The sequence below is a fragment of the Pedobacter sp. AC190 genome (assembly GCF_979258025.1).
The window spans coordinates 4215530-4231669 of the sequence record NZ_OZ409824.1 but is presented as its reverse complement, the minus strand read 5'-3'; the positions used below and the strand labels follow the sequence as shown (position 1 = coordinate 4231669).

At 41.0% G+C, this 16140-nt stretch carries 16 protein-coding genes; 11 read left to right on the top strand and 5 right to left on the bottom strand.

The genetic code is table 11. From position 1 onward, the window contains the following. Positions 1 to 11 precede the first annotated feature (11 nt). The 9 genes from ACZZZI_RS18565 (at position 12) to ACZZZI_RS18525 (ending at position 7635) form a co-directional block, all read left to right on the top strand. Complete coding sequence (locus ACZZZI_RS18565) at positions 12 to 1142, top strand: efflux RND transporter periplasmic adaptor subunit (RefSeq protein WP_463490579.1); 1131 nt, start codon at positions 12 to 14, stop codon at positions 1140 to 1142. Continuing rightward, on the top strand, positions 1135 to 1827 hold the full coding sequence (locus ACZZZI_RS18560) for a VIT1/CCC1 transporter family protein (protein ID WP_463490577.1): 693 nt from the start codon (positions 1135 to 1137) through the stop codon (positions 1825 to 1827). Before ACZZZI_RS18565 ends, ACZZZI_RS18560 begins: the two co-directional genes overlap by 8 nt. Before the next feature lie 283 nt (positions 1828 to 2110). Then, positions 2111 to 2536: a QcrA and Rieske domain-containing protein gene (locus ACZZZI_RS18555; RefSeq protein ID WP_463490575.1), complete on the top strand. Its 426-nt coding sequence runs from the start codon at positions 2111 to 2113 to the stop codon at positions 2534 to 2536. A 5-nt stretch (positions 2537 to 2541) separates the two neighbouring features. Next, positions 2542 to 2970, top strand: a complete 429-nt coding sequence (locus tag ACZZZI_RS18550; protein WP_463490573.1) for a thioredoxin family protein — start codon at positions 2542 to 2544, stop codon at positions 2968 to 2970. A 7-nt stretch (positions 2971 to 2977) separates the two neighbouring features. Further along, complete coding sequence (locus ACZZZI_RS18545; protein WP_463490571.1) at positions 2978 to 3910, top strand: FAD:protein FMN transferase; 933 nt, start codon at positions 2978 to 2980, stop codon at positions 3908 to 3910. 1 nt (position 3911) lies between these two features. Beyond that, a complete protein-coding gene (locus ACZZZI_RS18540) occupies positions 3912 to 4142 on the top strand; it encodes a DUF4266 domain-containing protein (RefSeq protein ID WP_463490569.1) in 231 nt (76 codons plus the stop codon). Positions 4143 to 4155: 13 nt separating this feature from the next. Further along, a complete protein-coding gene (locus ACZZZI_RS18535; RefSeq protein WP_463490567.1) occupies positions 4156 to 5367 on the top strand; it encodes a DUF3570 domain-containing protein in 1212 nt (403 codons plus the stop codon). A gap of 614 nt (positions 5368 to 5981) precedes the next feature. Then, positions 5982 to 6389: a hypothetical protein gene (locus tag ACZZZI_RS18530; protein WP_463490565.1), complete on the top strand. Its 408-nt coding sequence runs from the start codon at positions 5982 to 5984 to the stop codon at positions 6387 to 6389. After that, positions 6334 to 7635, top strand: coding sequence for an arylsulfatase (locus ACZZZI_RS18525; protein ID WP_463490563.1), 1302 nt, complete (start codon positions 6334 to 6336; stop codon positions 7633 to 7635). Before ACZZZI_RS18530 ends, ACZZZI_RS18525 begins: the two co-directional genes overlap by 56 nt. A gap of 378 nt (positions 7636 to 8013) precedes the next feature. Here the strand turns inward: ACZZZI_RS18525 and ACZZZI_RS18520 are convergent, their stop codons facing one another. From ACZZZI_RS18520 to ACZZZI_RS18510, 3 genes are all read right to left on the bottom strand, one after another. Then, positions 8014 to 8847, bottom strand: coding sequence for an NAD-dependent epimerase/dehydratase family protein (locus tag ACZZZI_RS18520; protein WP_463490561.1), 834 nt, complete (start codon positions 8845 to 8847; stop codon positions 8014 to 8016). Between the two features lie 63 nt (positions 8848 to 8910). Then, the gene (locus ACZZZI_RS18515; protein ID WP_463490559.1) at positions 8911 to 9762 is read right to left on the bottom strand and encodes a helix-turn-helix domain-containing protein; all 852 of its coding nucleotides are present in this window, start codon (positions 9760 to 9762) and stop codon (positions 8911 to 8913) included. Between the two features lie 134 nt (positions 9763 to 9896). Next, positions 9897 to 10328, bottom strand: a complete 432-nt coding sequence (locus ACZZZI_RS18510; protein WP_463490557.1) for a DUF1810 domain-containing protein — start codon at positions 10326 to 10328, stop codon at positions 9897 to 9899. Between the two features lie 379 nt (positions 10329 to 10707). On the opposite strand from ACZZZI_RS18510, the gene ACZZZI_RS18505 reads away from it, so the two are divergent. Next, positions 10708 to 10902, top strand: coding sequence for a hypothetical protein (locus tag ACZZZI_RS18505; RefSeq protein ID WP_463490555.1), 195 nt, complete (start codon positions 10708 to 10710; stop codon positions 10900 to 10902). An 834-nt stretch (positions 10903 to 11736) separates the two neighbouring features. On the opposite strand, the gene ACZZZI_RS18500 is transcribed toward ACZZZI_RS18505, so the two are convergent. Beyond that, positions 11737 to 11955 (bottom strand): DUF6965 family protein, encoded by a 219-nt coding sequence (locus ACZZZI_RS18500; RefSeq protein WP_424056209.1) that lies wholly within the window; start codon positions 11953 to 11955, stop codon positions 11737 to 11739. A 1136-nt stretch (positions 11956 to 13091) separates the two neighbouring features. After that, complete coding sequence (locus ACZZZI_RS18495; protein WP_463490553.1) at positions 13092 to 13682, bottom strand: Imm49 family immunity protein; 591 nt, start codon at positions 13680 to 13682, stop codon at positions 13092 to 13094. Positions 13683 to 14047: 365 nt separating this feature from the next. Between ACZZZI_RS18495 and ACZZZI_RS18490 the strand changes: the two genes are divergently transcribed. After that, positions 14048 to 16057 carry a 7TM diverse intracellular signaling domain-containing protein gene (locus ACZZZI_RS18490; RefSeq protein ID WP_463490551.1) on the top strand — a complete coding sequence of 670 codons (2010 nt, stop codon included), beginning with the start codon at positions 14048 to 14050 and terminating at the stop codon, positions 16055 to 16057. Positions 16058 to 16140: the final 83 nt, after the last annotated feature.

Genomic DNA, 16140 nt, shown 5'->3' with positions numbered 1-16140 from the left:
ACCCTATAAGGATGAAAAATATAATTCCAATCTTCGTCATATTGCTTTTTACAGCCTGCAGCCAAAAGAAAGCAGCACCTGAAAAGGCAGCAGATCACACCGATCAAACTGATGTAGTCGCACTGACTTCACCCCAGTTAAAAAATGCGGGAATCAAAACCGGTCAGATAGAAAACCAAGATATTGCGGAAGTGATCAGGGTAAACGGGAGCATAGATGTACCGCCCCAGAATATGGTTTCTATAAGTATGCCACTTGGTGGCTATCTGCGTTCTACCAAGCTTTTGCCGGGTATGCACGTGGTCAAGGGGGAGGCCATCGCTGAAATGGAAGATCAGCAGTATATCCAGATGCAGCAGGATTACCTGACGATAAAGGCTGAACTCGAATTCGCCCAAAGGGAGTACTTCCGCCAGAAAGAGCTGAACCAGAGCCAGGCCAGCAGCAACAAGGTGTTTCAACAGGCAGAGGCAGACTATAAAACCCTGCGCATCAGTTTGGGTGCACTGGATGAAAAACTGGTCCTGATCAATATCAATGCCCCCAGGCTTACCGAGCGGAATATTTCCAGGAAGATAAATTTATATTCTCCCATCACCGGCTTTGTATCGAAGGTGAACGTGAATATCGGTAAATATGTAAACCCTTCTGATGTGCTTTTTGAGCTGGTGAACCCGGCCGATATTCACCTTAACCTTAAGATTTTTGAAAAGGATTTGCCAAAGCTGGTCATTGGCCAAAAACTCAAAGCCTACAGCAACAATAATCCCGGGAAAAAGTATGATTGCGGGATTATTTTGATCAGCAAAGATTTATCGGCAGACCACCTGGCGGAGGTTCACTGCCATTTTGAAAACTATGATAAGGCGCTGATCCCTGGTATGTATATGAATGCAGAGATCCGGGTCACCAATAATAACTCATCCACGCTCCCCGATGAGGCGCTGGTTGATTTCGAAGGCAAGCAATACATCTTTGTGGCAATCGCCCCTGATAAGTTCAAAATGACTCTGGTAGAAAGCGGTAAAAGCCAGTCAGGAAGGACCGAAATCAAGGATGCGGAGACCTTAAAAGGAAAACCGATTGTGATCAGGGGCGCTTACACACTGCTCATGAAACTTAAAAATAAAGCTGATGAATAATCCACATGATGAAAAGCATTTAAAAAGCTCAGCATTCATTTCCGATATTGTTATCGGGATGAGTGATGGGCTCACCGTTCCATTTGCACTTGCCGCCGGCCTGAGCGCCGCGGTAAGCAGCAATTCCATTATCATTACCGCCGGCATTGCCGAGATCATTGCAGGTTGCATCGCCATGGGGCTGGGTGGTTACCTGGCCGGTAAAACAGAGCAGGAGCATTACGAGAGCGAACTCAAAAGGGAATACCTTGAGGTAGAAAATGTTCCCGAAAAGGAAAAAGAAGAGGTGAGGGAAATCTTTGCCGAATATGGGCTGGACGAAAAGGCACAGGACCTCATCGTAGATCAGTTGAGTAGGAATAAAGACCACTGGGTAGATTTCATGATGAAGTTTGAACTTGGCCTGGAGAGACCGGATATCAACAGGGCACGCAACAGTGCCCTTACCATCGGGTTTTCTTACTGTGTGGGCGGTATGCTGCCCTTGTCAGCTTATTTTTTTACTTCAATGCCGCAGGATGGGCTGATCCTCTCCGCTATACTGACCACCATTTGTCTTTTTGTATTTGGCTATTTTAAAAGCCGTGTAACCGGCCAACCGCCCATAAAGGGTGCTTTTAAAGTGACAGCGATAGGCCTGATTGCTGCCGGGGCGGCATTTCTGATCGCAAGACTAATTACTTAAGTCGTCTCATTTACTAAAAATATGATTAACAAATATTTAACAAATTTTAATTCAAAACTTCAGGATGTCTTCAGACTTTGTCTATAGTTTTGTTACAAGCGGTTGCTTTTTTAAAACTCATTCATCAAATAGTAGCTAAAGTACACGGAAACCTAAAGCCTTTTTATAGATAGAATTTTTACACAGATTTTATTCAATACAATCCCGTCGATACTAAATGGTTATCCATCGGGACTTTGTCCGAATATTTCATTGCATCACTCATTTTAACTTTAAAAAGAATATGGACAGAAAAGATTTTCTTAACAGCATCGGGATGAGTGCAGCGTCCTTTGCCCTGATTGGCTGTGTCGGTTGCAAAAAGACTGATGGCAGTAGTTCTGCAGATACCAGCGGGCCCACTGGCGTAAACTTTACGCTCGACTTAAGCCTGGCTGCCAATGCAGTATTGCTGAGCAATGGTGGATCTTTGGTGTCAAATGGTATTATTGTGGCTAAAACAAAAGCAGGGGCATATATTGCTGTGCAGCGATCGTGCACACATGAAAGCTACACCTTGACTTATCAATCGGCAAACAGCCGCTTTTATTGCCCTAACCACGGCGCGACCTTTTCTGAAAACGGCGCAGTAACCAATGGACCAGCATCACGCGCCTTAACTGTTTATAATACCCAGCTTACCGGGACTACTTTAAAAGTTTATTCTTAAAAATTATGAAACTACTTTTTGTCGCCCTATTGGGACTGTTTATTATTCCTGCATCCTGGATGGGGAACTTTACCGAAGCGCAGAAACAGGCTAAAGCCACACATAAACAGATCCTTATCAATTTTTCCGGATCCGATTGGTGCGGTCCCTGCATCCGCCTGCGCAAGGAGATCCTGGAATCTGAAACATTTGAACAATATGCCGCTGCCAATCTGCTACTTGTGAGAGCGGATTTTCCAAGGCAAAAGAAAAACCAGCTTCCAAAAGAACAGGTCAAACTCAATGAATCATTGGCCGAGGCATACAACAAGGATGGCAGGTTTCCTTATACCGTTCTGGTTGATGAAAATGGAAAAGTGCTTAAAAGCTGGGACGGATTTCCGGATGAAACACCGCAGGCTTTTGTTTCCGAAATCGATAAACTAAAAAAATAATCTCCTAATGGCTAAACCTGTTTCTGTAAACCGGATACTAAAACTCATGGGGAACCGGTTTGAGTTTACTGTGATTGCTGAGCATGAGCAGGAAGGTAATGCGGCCATAGATGCCGCCATAGCGGAAGTGCGAAGGATAGAATACCTGCTCACCACTTTCAGCGATCTCAGCCAAACCAGCCTGATCAACGAACATGCCGGTTTAAGCCCGGTAAAAGTAGACGAGGAAGTCGTAGGTCTGATCGAGCGGTCAATCAGGATATCAGAAATTACCGGTGGTGCTTTTGACCTTACCTATGGCTCTATAGACAAAAGGCTCTGGAACTTTGATCCGGGTATGACCAGTCTTCCTGATGAGGCAACCGCCCTGGCATCCGTTGGACTCATCGATTACCGGAATATAATCCTGGATAAGGAGAAATCGACCGTGTTCTTAAAAAATAAGGGCATGCGTATCGGTTTTGGTGGAATAGGGAAAGGCTATGCTGCCGATAAGGCAAAGTTGGTGCTGCGGAAACTAGGCATCAAAAGCGGGATTGTGAATGCGGCAGGGGATCTGATTACCTGGGGAACTCAAAGTACCGGTCATCCATGGACCGTGGGTATTGCGGACCCTGAACAGACCGATAGACCGTTTTCCGCGCTAAAAATCAGCGATATGGCGATTGCCACTTCGGGCAGTTACGAAAAATTTGTGACGATTGGTGGCAAACGCTATTCCCATACCATAGATCCCAAAACCGGACTGCCGGTAAGCGGTGTAAAAAGTGTGAGTATCATCTGCCCAAGTGCCGAGCTCGCTGATGCCCTGGCTACGCCGGTTGTGGTAATGGGCGTAAAAATAGGTCTGGAGCTGATTAACCAGATTAAACAAGTAGCCTGTATTGTTATCGATGATAATGATCGGGTGTATACCTCAAACAATATTAATGTGATATAATATGAAAATTTCCAGAACAGTTGTCCTTTCCTTGCTTGCCGCATATGCACTTAGCAGTATGCTAACTGCCTGCAGCAGCGTAAAGGCTTATCAGAAAAACAAGATTAATGATGCCGATATGATCCTTTCAGCCCGAAAGGCCCAGAAATTTGAACAGAGTTTTCAGCTTTACCGCGAGGGCGCCTCAGGTGCAAATGGTGGCAAGAGTGGTGGTGGTTGTGGCTGTAACTAAATAGGATCAGAAAATGAAAAAAATATATCTTCATGTGCTTTTTATGTACTTCGGTATATTGGGCACTTATGCGCAGACCAGGCCTGAGCCTGTAAAAGCGGACAGCAGTAAATACCAGTCGAGAAAACTTAAAATAGATGAGATAAATCTGGTTTCGGCATACTACCACCAAGATGGAAATAATTCTGCCGTTACAGGGGGGATAGGTACGGAGAAACTGAGCGATTTTGCCAATACCATCGACCTGCAGATGTCCAAATTCAATAAGAGGGGCAGAAAAAATACTTTTCTTTTTGAGCTTGGGGTAGATCATTACACTTCGGCATCTTCAGATAAAATCGATCCCAGTACTATTTCTTCAGCATCTTCAGCAGATACCCGTATTTATCCTTCCTTAAACTGGACACACTCCAATGAAGAAACCGGGAATTCCTTTGGTTTCACAGGATCTTATTCAACAGAATTCGATTACCAGTCTATGGGAGCAGCTTTTAATTTAACCCGTTTATCAAAAGACAAAAATACCCAGTTTGACTTTAAACTTCAGGCATTTTTGGATCAGTGGACGGTCATCCTGCCCATTGAACTGCGAACGGGAAATACCGGAAGGGGAGGAGAACAATACGATACCGCGCCGAGGAATTCTTTCAGTGCATCCTTTTCGCTCTCGCAGGTAATTTCACAGAAATTTCAGGCTTCACTGATTTTGGAGCCATCCTATCAAAAAGGATTGCTGGCTACCAAATACCAGCGGGATTATTTTACCGATGGCTCGCTGCGTTCAGAAACCCTGCCCGATAAGCGTTACAAGCTTCCTATCGGGCTGCGCATGAACTACTTTTTAGATGACCGTTTTGTGATCCGCACTTTTTACCGTTATTATATGGATAACTGGGGCATTAGGGCACATACGGCAGAGCTTGAAATACCCGTAAAGATCAATTCGTTCTTTTCTATAAGCCCTTTCTATCGCTATACTAACCAAGTGGGAACCAAATACTTTGCACCTTATGGCCAGCATTCGCCATCAGAACAATATTTTACCAGCGATTATGACCTATCTACCTTAACCAGCGATTTTTATGGTGCAGGTATTCGGTTTGCTCCGCCCAAGGGTGTTTTTGGCTGGCAGCGCTTAAATATGCTAGAGTTGAGGTATGGCCACTACTCGCGTTCAACAAGCCTGGTCTCAAATATCGTTTCATTGAACCTCAAGTTTAAGTAGGTGCGTTTAAAAAGACTGTCAAATGATTATCTTCTTTTGATGTTGGTTTCTTTGGCGTGAGTGGGATAGTGGTACTGAGGCGTGAATATTTAGTATAAAATAAAGCCATCGTTTTGGAGGCTAGGTATCGTTTCATTTTATCTTATCTAAATTCTTTATTTGATTGGAAAAACGGCCCTTTCTGCAAAAGGGTTTGATTAATGGGCTTCGAATAAAAATATTATACTATTGATTAATTGGCTTATTTACAATAGTTTAATAATTTTTAGCAATACCATGTTTAAGTCTTTAACTAAAAGTCTGACAATTAAATTTTCTAAGGCTAAAAAGTGATGATGAATAAAAGGGCTTTTACCTTGCAAAAAAGGATGTGTTTCCTTAATTTTAAAATAGAAATCAAGGGTGAAAAGTCTGACAAAAGTCTGCCAAATACCCCCTAAAAATAGCGAAATGAGAAAAGTAAAACCCCTCTCAGAGTATCAAAAAGGCATCTAGCTAATGTAGTCAGAGCACTAATCTCACGTTTCGGTTTAAGGGAAGGTACTTGGCGTAAGTACCATAACCTGACTGATGCAGATAAGTTTCTAAACGCAAGCGTTGACGCTTCAACAAAGTTGATCGCTGCTTTCCCTACGCTAAATCCAAACTATGATTTAGACTTCAACAGCGTTTCTTTAGCAGGTGCGCCAGGAATCTTGTTGTATAAAGCTTATGTAGCAAACCAAATTACCCATGGACTCTCCACCCAAAATAGAAATTCATCAGGACGATACGATCTTACCAAAGCTGCAGCAGATATGTTTTTAATGACGGATGGGCAGACACGTTTTACAAGCCCACTCTTTCAGGGCGATAAATCCCCATTTACCGAATTCAGAAATAGAGATAAAAGGCTGTATTTCTGCGTCCCTCCCCCATATATTGTGAATACAACGCCTCCAAGTTTGAATTTTACATATACAACCAATGCCGTGGATACATCCTATTTCGGGGCAAAAACTTATAGAAACCCCGAATATTGACAAGATTGCATCTCGGGGGATGAAGTTTAATCAGTTCTATGCCGGTACTTCTGTTTGTGCGCCCTCTCGGGCATCTTTGATGACAGGACTACATACTGGTCACACGCCGGTGCAGGGTAATTATGAAATTAAACCAGAAGGACAGCTTCCTTTACCAGATTCCATTCTTACGTTACCAGAACTATTTAAAAAAGCAGGCTATACAACCGGGGGTTTCGGTAAGTGGGGTTTAGGCTATCCAGGTTCGGAAGGTGATCCGGTGAAACAAGGTATGGATGTTTTCTTTGGCTATAATTGTCAAAGACAATCGCATAATTATTTCCCGGATCACTTGTGGGACAATTTAGAAAGGTTACAACTGGACAATACGCTAACCAGGCAAAGGCAATATGCACCTGATCTGATACAAAAGAAGGCAGTAGAGTTTATAGGAAAAAATAAATCAAATCCATTTTTCCTTTATCTTGCCTACACGCTTCCACATGCTGCACTTCAGTTACCTGATGGTGACAAAACTTTTGAGTATTATAAAACTAAATTCAAAGAACAGCCTAGAAAGGTGAGTGACAAGTGGGATGGAAGTGGTTATCAACCCCAAGCCTATCCCCATGCGGCATATGCGGCTATGGTGACTAAAGTTGATAATTATGTTGCTGAAATCGTGATGAGTTTGAAAAAAAGTGGATTGGATAAGAACACGATTATTATTTTTGCGAGTGATAATGGGCCACATATTGAAGGTGGGAACGATCCTTCCTATTTTAACAGCAGTGGAGGTTTTAAAGGGGTCAAAAGGTCATTGAATGAGGGCGGGATAAGGAGCCCGCTTATAATAGCCTGGCCTGGCAAGATTAACGAGGGACAAGTATCTGAACATGTGGGCGCATTTTGGGATTTTTTTCCAACGTTCGCCGAACTCACTGCACAGAAAATTGATCACCCTACAGACGGCATTTCAATGCTGCCACTACTGCTTGGCGAACCACAAAGAAACCAACATGACTTCCTTTATTGGGAATTTCACGAAGATGGCGGAAGACAGGCTGTTAGATTAGGTCATTGGAAAGGGATTAAGGAGAAAGTTATAAGCAATCCCGACGCTCCCATTGAATTGTATGACCTCGACTCTGATCCTAAAGAAAGCAAAAATCTTGCTTCTACTTATCCTGATATAGTAGATAAAATTAAAGTCATTATGAAAACCGAACACTTAGAAAACAAAAATTTTCCTTTTATTAAAAATTGATTTGATAATTTCCTTAGATTATCTTAAATTTTCTGGTAATGAATGGAGCGGTTTATTCTCCTGAAAAGGATTTGAATTCGCAAGAGCATATGAGATTGATTTAGTGGAATGACTTTCTAGCTCGCTCGATTCGAATTGCAAATCCCATTCGTATGAAAATATTTATTTGAAAAGGAAAAGCAACCATGCGAGTGCTGAGAAATCATATTCCCGTTTAAATCCTTGCATCTTTGCTGCAAACTGCTCCTTGAGATTATTAATTATTTATCTAACCGACTCTCTGAAAAATGGGCACATACGAAAGTTCCATACTCTGCCTAAACTGTAAAAGGGGCGGGACGACAACTGGCGTCCCACCCACTTTTTTTGGTTGGAAATTTATAGGATATCCAGGTCCCTGGCTACATAAAAACTAGGTACCAAAGGTCTATAGCCTATTTTTCGAATCTTATTGGTATCCACGATGCCCTCGAATGGATCGGTTAGCGGCCCTTCGGAATGATCAAAGATCTCTTTTACTTTACCCACCGAATCGGCCAGTTCATAAAGAGTAATTGGCGCATCATCGACGATATTGAAAGTCTCTCCGTTAAGACCGTCTTGCCCCAGCAGCAAGAGTAGCCCCTGCGCCACATCCAGGTGGTGCACCATGTGCATTCTGGAGCCCGAGTGGCGACCCCAGGTTTTCAGTATCGGCATGATCTCGGCAATATGTGGATCTTTGTCTCCATAAACGAATCCCAGACGCAGGATGCGCACGTCCAGCTCAAGTTTCAATAGTTCCTTTTCGGCGGAGATCTTGCTTGCCGAGTATGGCCTTGGGTCATTGATGTCAACGGCATCATTTTCTCTGGCAGGGTGGCCATATCCTGATCCGTATACGTTGCTGGTGCTCACAAAAACAAACCGTTTGACGCCCGCTGATACCGCGGCCTTTGCCAGGGCGAGCGTACCTGTATGGTTGGTCTTTACGATACCGTCGTTGTCGGTGAAGGTGCGGAACAGGGCAGCAAGGTGAATTACCGCATCTATGCCAGCTACTGCTGGCGGAAGGGTGCTGGGGTCGTAAAGATCGCCTATTACCGCTTTGGTTCCAGGCAATGCCTTCATGGGGTCCCGTATTAATATTGTAACGTCATAGCCCTTGGCTACTAGGCGGGGAACAAACCTGCTCCCAACCTTTCCCGTTGCTCCTGTAACTAGAATTTTCATAACCCAAAGTTCGGGCATGAGGCTTATGCCTGTTAACGGTAATCAAACCGATAACTATGATATTCAAACCTTTCTGAAAGAATTCGGGGTGGTTCCGGTGATTCTCTTGAAGTAGTTGTTGAAATAGGCGGGGTATTCGAAACCAAGGGCAAAGGCAATATCGGCTACGCTCCAGTCGGTATGTTGCAGGAGGGTTTTGGCTTCTGCGATGATCCGGGCGGAGATATGTGCGGATGTAGGTTTGTTTGTGGCTTCCTTTACCGCCCGGTTAAGATAGTTGACATGTACGGCAAGATTTGCTGCGAACTGCTGGGGGCTGCGCAGTTTCAGCGGTTCGCCTGGGCGCTCGATCGGGAACTGTTTTTCCAGTAAGTCCATGAAAAGGCGGGCGATGCGCCCTGCACCGTTATTGATGGGGGCGGCCTGCTGCGATGGCTGAATGAGCAATGCCTGGTGGATGACAAGGTTGATGCAGCTTTTGATCAGGTCCGCCTTATGTGGATATTCACTATTGTAGGCTGTGAGCATTTTTTGGAAGAGGCTGCGCATAAATAATGCCTCATCGGTGCCTAGAGGGATAACTGGGTTGTCTCTGGCACGCAGGAGCGGGGAATGCTGAATTTCCCTGGCACTGATAAAACTTTCGGTGAAAATGCAGGCGTAGCCACTGGTACGTTCTACCCGGCTGACCATGGAATGTGGTACTTTCGGGTTGACGAAGAATAAGAATGTTCCCTTGATCTCTTTTTTATGGCCGTCATGGTCCATTGTTATGTTACCATCCACCAGACCCATTTTATAAAAATCACGGCGGCCTGTCCTTGCCGGTTCGTCCACCGAGGGGGATAGCTCATGCACTTTAAAACCTTTGAGCCTTAGCTCATCCCAGCTTAGTCCAGGAATCCCTGTTTCCATTTGAAAAATTAATAAAATCAAACCTTAAAATCAATTCGTTTGATCAATTCCCGCCAGTTTGCTGGCATACTAACAGACAAAACTTACAAAAAAATCAATACTGATGTGAACGCATCAATTTCTTTGGTATATCCTCAGACCTGATAGCTATTTAACAGCTTGATAGTCTGTTCATCTGGCGCGCCATTGAAATATTTATCCAGTATAAGCTGAAACACGCTGTCCACATTTTTTATCTGCGCAAAAAGGGTCATGCATGAATGCAGTTTCAAATTATCGGGATAGCCAAAAATTTCGCTGGCTGACCTGTTCTCGATGCCCAATAAAACATTGGAAATTTCTAAGAGGTTTGCCCCGAGTACAGGATGGGCGTAGTAGGCTTCTGCTTCTTTTAAATCCTGAATCCCATACAGGATTGCGGTATCACTTTTGCCAAGACCTTTAAGTTGGGGGAATATGTACCACATCCAGTGGCTTTCCTTTTTTGAATGCTTTATCTCCTCCAGTGCACGCTGGTAAGTCAGGTTATGTGGTGCCAGAAAACGGTAAATATCCCCACTGCTCATATATGTACTTTTACTTGAATGGCAAAAATATAAATAATTGTTTGTACAGAAGAATGCTCTAAAGTCCAGTCGGCTTAATTCTTTTATTAAAGGTTATATGGATACGCAATCCAGGCTTTTGATATGAAGATTCTTATCTAAATAAATCTGTAGATTTAAGCATTCTAAACCAGCCTATAACACATCTTCGTCAAACACAAAGAAAAGGTCCGAGCCATATTTAGAAAGGTTGGCAGCAATGCAAACTGAAAGATGAATAATTCAGTAATTGTTTGCATTAAATATGACCATAAGCATCATACGAGCTCCCATGATGCTGAAAAAATCCAAACTATACCTAAATATTTATGTTTTTTAAATATATCAATAAGGAAAAATTATGAAAACTTTAAAATTAACATTTATTGCCTCTGCCTTTTTATTTTTGGGTGCTTGCAACAACAATACAGAAGAAAAAAACCGGGAATCAGAGGTAAATACAGATACAATCGATACCACCGCAATCGGTAATCAGGAAATGAGGGATACTACTCACATTGATTCATCGACCAGGACATTGCCCCCGAATAAATAAAAAGCCTTGTTTATAGATTTGAAAGACCTCGTCTTGCCGCAAATAAATTCAAATGTTAAATATTGTCAAATAGATTTTAGCAGTTTGATCGAAGGGGGGCAAAGGGTATTGGTTTATTCCTTTCATATGCAATTATGATTTTTTGGTCTAACTTTACAATTAAGGTAGTTATTGACTAAATACCTCTGTTTAATGCTATTGGGCTCTTTAAAGTTTTAAATCAGAGCTTCTAGTTGCCCAGGTAGCTATTTTTTAAGCGCAGAGAATAAAGTGTTGACCAAATCCTGTTCTTGGAAGGGTTTGAACTTTAGAGCTTTCTGATGGTTGGGAAGTAGGAAGTTTCAATCCATAGACAAGATGTCTTACTAGAGAAGTTATTTTGATATCGGTGAAAAGTTCGATTAATTAAAGGTATTTTAATAATTCAAGATAAATATTTCTGCAGGCTGTTTAGAAATCTTAATTGTAAAACTATTGCTAAAAACTAATGTTATTTAATTGCAGGTGTGAGAAGCTTGCATCAGTCTATTTTGATTGAGAGCGTTAATTAAATTATGTTGGTGGATGCCAGCAGTAAAAAAGGTGAACATTTATTTGTTTGCCTTTTTTTATTTATAAAACCATTCGAAATTCTTTGAGTTGTATGATCAGGAATTGATTAATTTGAGCAGTTGCATTAATTTGTAACTGCTTTTTTTTATAATTTCCCAGCTCCAAATTTAAGCCCATTGGTAAACAGTACGATAAACGAACACAACTTTTTGTACTGGGCTATGATTAATAGCCAGTACAAAAATTACATTTAAAGATAAATTGTGAATTATATAGGTGATTTTAAGCGTTAGCTTCTACGATAAGTTTTAAGGTTTTTAGTCTCCAGATGAGCGGCTGGTTTACCCTGCTGGTTGCATCAATTCTTAGTGGTGCGAAATGGCTTTCCAGAAAGTGTTCGTAGTCGTTTATGACGGTGGCCTCATTCAGGTAAATTGGTGTTGCCTGCTTGTCTGCGTTTGCAAAGAATTCTTCTAGTTTTTGTACTTCTTCAATAGTCATCGTGTAAATTTAGGTAAAGCGGAATTTAGAACGGGGAGGTGTTGGTAAGTTTTCGTTTGGCGGTATATTTTGAAGAAGAGGAGGCTGTGCCTTTTTGGCTGCGGTATATGTTATATTTTTTCTTGAAAATGGGGGGATGGTATGGAATGTGTTGGGGTCAGTAGATTAAGGTGGGCTAATATTTTTTGTGTGGCTTTTTCTTGCGGGACGGGCTGTGCGCTGGATCTTTTGCTGCAAAAGGATGCCGCTGCTATCCCTGGTAGGAAAGGAAAGTTAGTCTTTTGGTTTTGTGAAAGACTTCGGGGGGGTACTTAAGGAACAAGCTGGAGAAGTTACTTTTTGAAGTTTTTTCTCCGTTCTTTTATGCTCTAAATTACTCTTTATTTGATAGATGAGTTGGGTGGCTAGGTTTGGTGAAGTGGTTCGATATTTATTTCCGATAATCGTATGTTTATTTCGAAATATCGAACAAATAATATTATTTTTTCATTTATAGTGCCTTTAAAATAAAATAACGCGGATCTTGTATCGATTTAAGGCCACTGCAATTATTAAACCTACATTTTCAAAGTGTAGTCGATCTTTTTTGATCGATGATAGTTTTCGTTCCAGCTCTTGTATTTTTCCTTCACTTTTCTTTTTCATGGTAGAGAAATCATCCACCGATAAATTATCAGATCAGAACAGCCAGCCTAGCTCGGTAATCATGTTGTTCTGATCTGAGATTTAAATACCAATTGCTTTTCCATTTCATTATTCGCATCTGGCTTATTCGATGTTGCATCATTACTGCTTTATAGAGCTATAAAATCCCGGGTCGGATATAAGTTTTTGTAGTTCTCTTTCAAAGTCAAAATTAATTTCAGCTGCTTTAAATTGTGCTTAGCCAAGATTAGAGGGTTACTATCTCTAGAAGATATAGCAACTCAAAGTGCTGTTACTGTTTATTGAACCGCCGCATTACAGACGCCACTTAGGTTGTAAGGGTACAGTTAATCAAATAATAATTCCATTAATATTCAATTGCAAAAACAACGGTTGCCTCTTAGCGTTTAACCAGCCAGGCATTAATAGTAATCCTACTAACAAGATTTATTTATTAATGACTTTATTAGGCCAACGCCTGATTCTTGATATTAAAGTAAAAAATCATAAGTTTCATAATTTTCTAAAGGCTTAACTGCCATAAGTTTGATGGGGACCAGATCTGTTTTAAGGTCTATTTCATAACCTTTAATCCAGGCTAACTTACAGTAAGCGCATGTATCTGATGACATGAACTCAGAAGTTAAACCATTCTTCATTCTTTTTGGATGATCTTTTATCAAGGTGAGTAGAGCTTGTTCTAATTTTAATGGATCTTTCGATCGAAAACTTTCAAATACATCAGCACAAGGAGCAAAAAATCTTAATTTATCAACGGCCGTTAATCTCTTAACATTTTGAATATTTATGTCAAGGCTATTCCAGTTTTCAAGTAGGATATTTTGAATTGCATTAGCTAACTGAAAACCTAATGAAGTTTCATGGTTGACCTTGTTTTTTAAAGTCGAGTAGGATTCTATTAGCGCTTTATTATCCGATAGCAAAGCATATGAAATTTGAAATGTTCCATTGTCCATGACGCGCCAATCATATTTTTTACTCATGTGAAGTGCAATCGAAGCTGCATTGTAAAAATGCTGTCTTGCTACATTAAAATCATTATCGATGTAGATATCGCTCAATGCAAAGATTACATTATTATCCTAAAAAAGGTATCTGATAATATTTTTCAGCTTCATCGGAATAAATCATCTTCAATGAAGATACGCTAGACTCCAACGCTACGCCTTTTGCAAAAATTAACTTTTCTATTCTACTCATAATAACTACTTCATTTCAATATTACGATTTCTCCAGAAGTTTTATCTACCCCATTAGAGTTCTCACAATTTTTGCTGGTTGAAAACAATTCTCAAGCATATTAATGTTCCAAAAAAAAAACGATTAATGCGTATGACTCATTTTTTGCTCCATGGTTCCTGGCTTTTCATCAATGTTTGAGTTACCAACAGCCAATGAGGGAATTTAATTTTATCAATCGATTGAAATGAATCCAGAAATCATAACAATGTTTTTTCGACAGTTCAATTTAATTAATGCGAATATTTCTGTTTATAATGAGTTGCCTAACCTGAATATCGTGATAAAACAACTCCTTAAAAACATACGCTCCAAAGTAATTTCGAATTTATCCAAATATAATATTCCATCAGGATTTAGATCGGCTATTGTATTGACCGTTGCAGGTGTATGCGCTGTCTCAAATCTTGGCGCACAGATTCCTGTTCTTATAAATGACGGTAATCCCCATCAGATTTTTACCTTCAATCAGATTGATGTTCTGGAGGATACCTCAGGTACATTAAATATCGGGCAAATATTAACTCCGGGTTTCCAGAATAAATTTGTTCCGAACCGGAATAGAATTCCTAAAAATGAAAACAAAGCTTCAGCGTACTGGTACAGGTTCAGGATAGGTCATGATGCTTCGTCAACAAAACGTTGGATACTGGAGTTTTTTGACCAGTCCATAACTGACCTTAAGCTATTCGTGCCTGATGGCTACAACAGCTACCAGGTTAACGCTTTCGGTACCAATTACAATTTCGATAAACGGGTTTATGAGCATAAAAATTTCACCTATGATTTATCCAATAAGTCCAATGAATTACTGACTTATTATGTCAGGATTAAATCAACCAATCCGGTAAGCGGAATCATTGTATTGAGGGATTTAAGATGGTTTGTGGGATACGCAATCGGGGAATATTTTTTATTTGGTTTGTTTTATGGAATGATATTCGTGTTTTGCCTGTATAATTTATTGATGTACTTCGCAATTAAGGGCCGCCAATACTTATATTATGTGATTTATAACCTGGGCATTGGTTTATATGAGATGTGCAACGATGGCATTGCTTTTCAATATCTCTGGCCTTCATACCCGACGGCTAATAACTATGGCTTTGGTATAGCGCTTTTTTTGAGCAGTATATTCGGAATGCTTTTCACGGCGAAATTCTTGTACCTGAAATTTAAGTCCCCTTTGTTTTACAAAATAATATTATACCTTATCGTCCTGCGGACTGGGTATTTTATTGCCTGCTTATTTTATACTGGGTTATTTAATATAAAAGTTATTGAATTCCTTCCACTTCTTACGGTTTTCCTCGCAGGCATCCAGGTTTATCGAAAGGGCTTTAAACCTGCGTTATTTCTGGTGTTCGGTTATGGATTTCTGGTGGTTGGGTTTCTCCTTAAGATTCTGCTCCTGCTAAAGTGGATCCCGTACGGAACACTGGTGTATTACAGCCTGAGCATATGTTTTCTTATAGAAATGGTCTTGATTTCTTTTGCTATCGGCAATAGTATCCGGAACCTTCGCAAGAAAAAAAGCAGTGTGCAAAAGAGGGTAATAGAACAGATGCAGGTGAATGAAAGGTTAAGCCAAACCCTGAACTCCAACCTTTCAGACCTTGTCGAACAAAGGACCAGGGAAATTCAATCTAAAGCTGAAATAATAGAAAGGCAGAACATTGAGATTTCCCTGATGAACTCCTTGTTGAAAGATGATAATAAGGAACTGAACCTGAATATTGAGCGGGCGACCAAAGCGAGGTTAACTTCAAAAGTCGTGGATTTTGAGGAGTTTAGCCGAATCTATCCCGACAAGGAACATTGCCTGAAATTCATTGCGGATCTAAAGTGGCGGGCCGGATTTACCTGTAAAAAATGTAGTAACGCAAACTTTCTGGCGGGACAGACCTTTCTGGGCAGGCGCTGTACGAAGTGCGGGTATGACGAATCGGTAATTTCCGGAACAATATTTCAAAACAGTAAGATACCGATCAATAAGGCTCTTTATATGCTTTTCGTGGTTTATAGTACGAAGGGGACGATTTCCTCTTATAAATTATCCCAAATGCTGGAGATAAGACAGAGTACCTGCTGGACATATAACTCCAGGATGCAAAAGCTTTTCCATCTCCGGAAGGATGAACTCAAAAAAGCCGGCGAAGAGGGTTGGAGCCGCCTCATACTGGATTCCATCTCCTGAATATAAATTTTCAGGAGGACTTAAAAAAAAATGATCTAAAACGCTTGCTTTCAAAGCGTATTAGTCAAAGAAACCGAAAGTCG

Bases quoted from the DNA above. Each gene is read 5' to 3' on its own strand.
- ACZZZI_RS18545 (WP_463490571.1), top strand. From the start codon at position 2,978: ATGGCTAAACCTGTTTCTGTAAACCGGATACTAAAACTCATGGGGAAC.
- ACZZZI_RS18505 (WP_463490555.1), top strand. From the start codon at position 10,708: ATGAAAACTTTAAAATTAACATTTATTGCCTCTGCCTTTTTATTTTTG.
- ACZZZI_RS18565 (WP_463490579.1), top strand. From the start codon at position 12: ATGAAAAATATAATTCCAATCTTCGTCATATTGCTTTTTACAGCCTGC.
- ACZZZI_RS18520 (WP_463490561.1), bottom strand. From the start codon at position 8,847: ATGAAAATTCTAGTTACAGGAGCAACGGGAAAGGTTGGGAGCAGGTTT.
- ACZZZI_RS18550 (WP_463490573.1), top strand. From the start codon at position 2,542: ATGAAACTACTTTTTGTCGCCCTATTGGGACTGTTTATTATTCCTGCA.
- ACZZZI_RS18535 (WP_463490567.1), top strand. From the start codon at position 4,156: ATGAAAAAAATATATCTTCATGTGCTTTTTATGTACTTCGGTATATTG.
- ACZZZI_RS18540 (WP_463490569.1), top strand. From the start codon at position 3,912: ATGAAAATTTCCAGAACAGTTGTCCTTTCCTTGCTTGCCGCATATGCA.
- ACZZZI_RS18510 (WP_463490557.1), bottom strand. From the start codon at position 10,328: ATGAGCAGTGGGGATATTTACCGTTTTCTGGCACCACATAACCTGACT.
- ACZZZI_RS18560 (WP_463490577.1), top strand. From the start codon at position 1,135: ATGAATAATCCACATGATGAAAAGCATTTAAAAAGCTCAGCATTCATT.
- ACZZZI_RS18490 (WP_463490551.1), top strand. From the start codon at position 14,048: ATGAATCCAGAAATCATAACAATGTTTTTTCGACAGTTCAATTTAATT.
- ACZZZI_RS18525 (WP_463490563.1), top strand. From the start codon at position 6,334: ATGCCGTGGATACATCCTATTTCGGGGCAAAAACTTATAGAAACCCCG.
- ACZZZI_RS18555 (WP_463490575.1), top strand. From the start codon at position 2,111: ATGGACAGAAAAGATTTTCTTAACAGCATCGGGATGAGTGCAGCGTCC.
- ACZZZI_RS18515 (WP_463490559.1), bottom strand. From the start codon at position 9,762: ATGGAAACAGGGATTCCTGGACTAAGCTGGGATGAGCTAAGGCTCAAA.
- ACZZZI_RS18500 (WP_424056209.1), bottom strand. From the start codon at position 11,955: ATGACTATTGAAGAAGTACAAAAACTAGAAGAATTCTTTGCAAACGCA.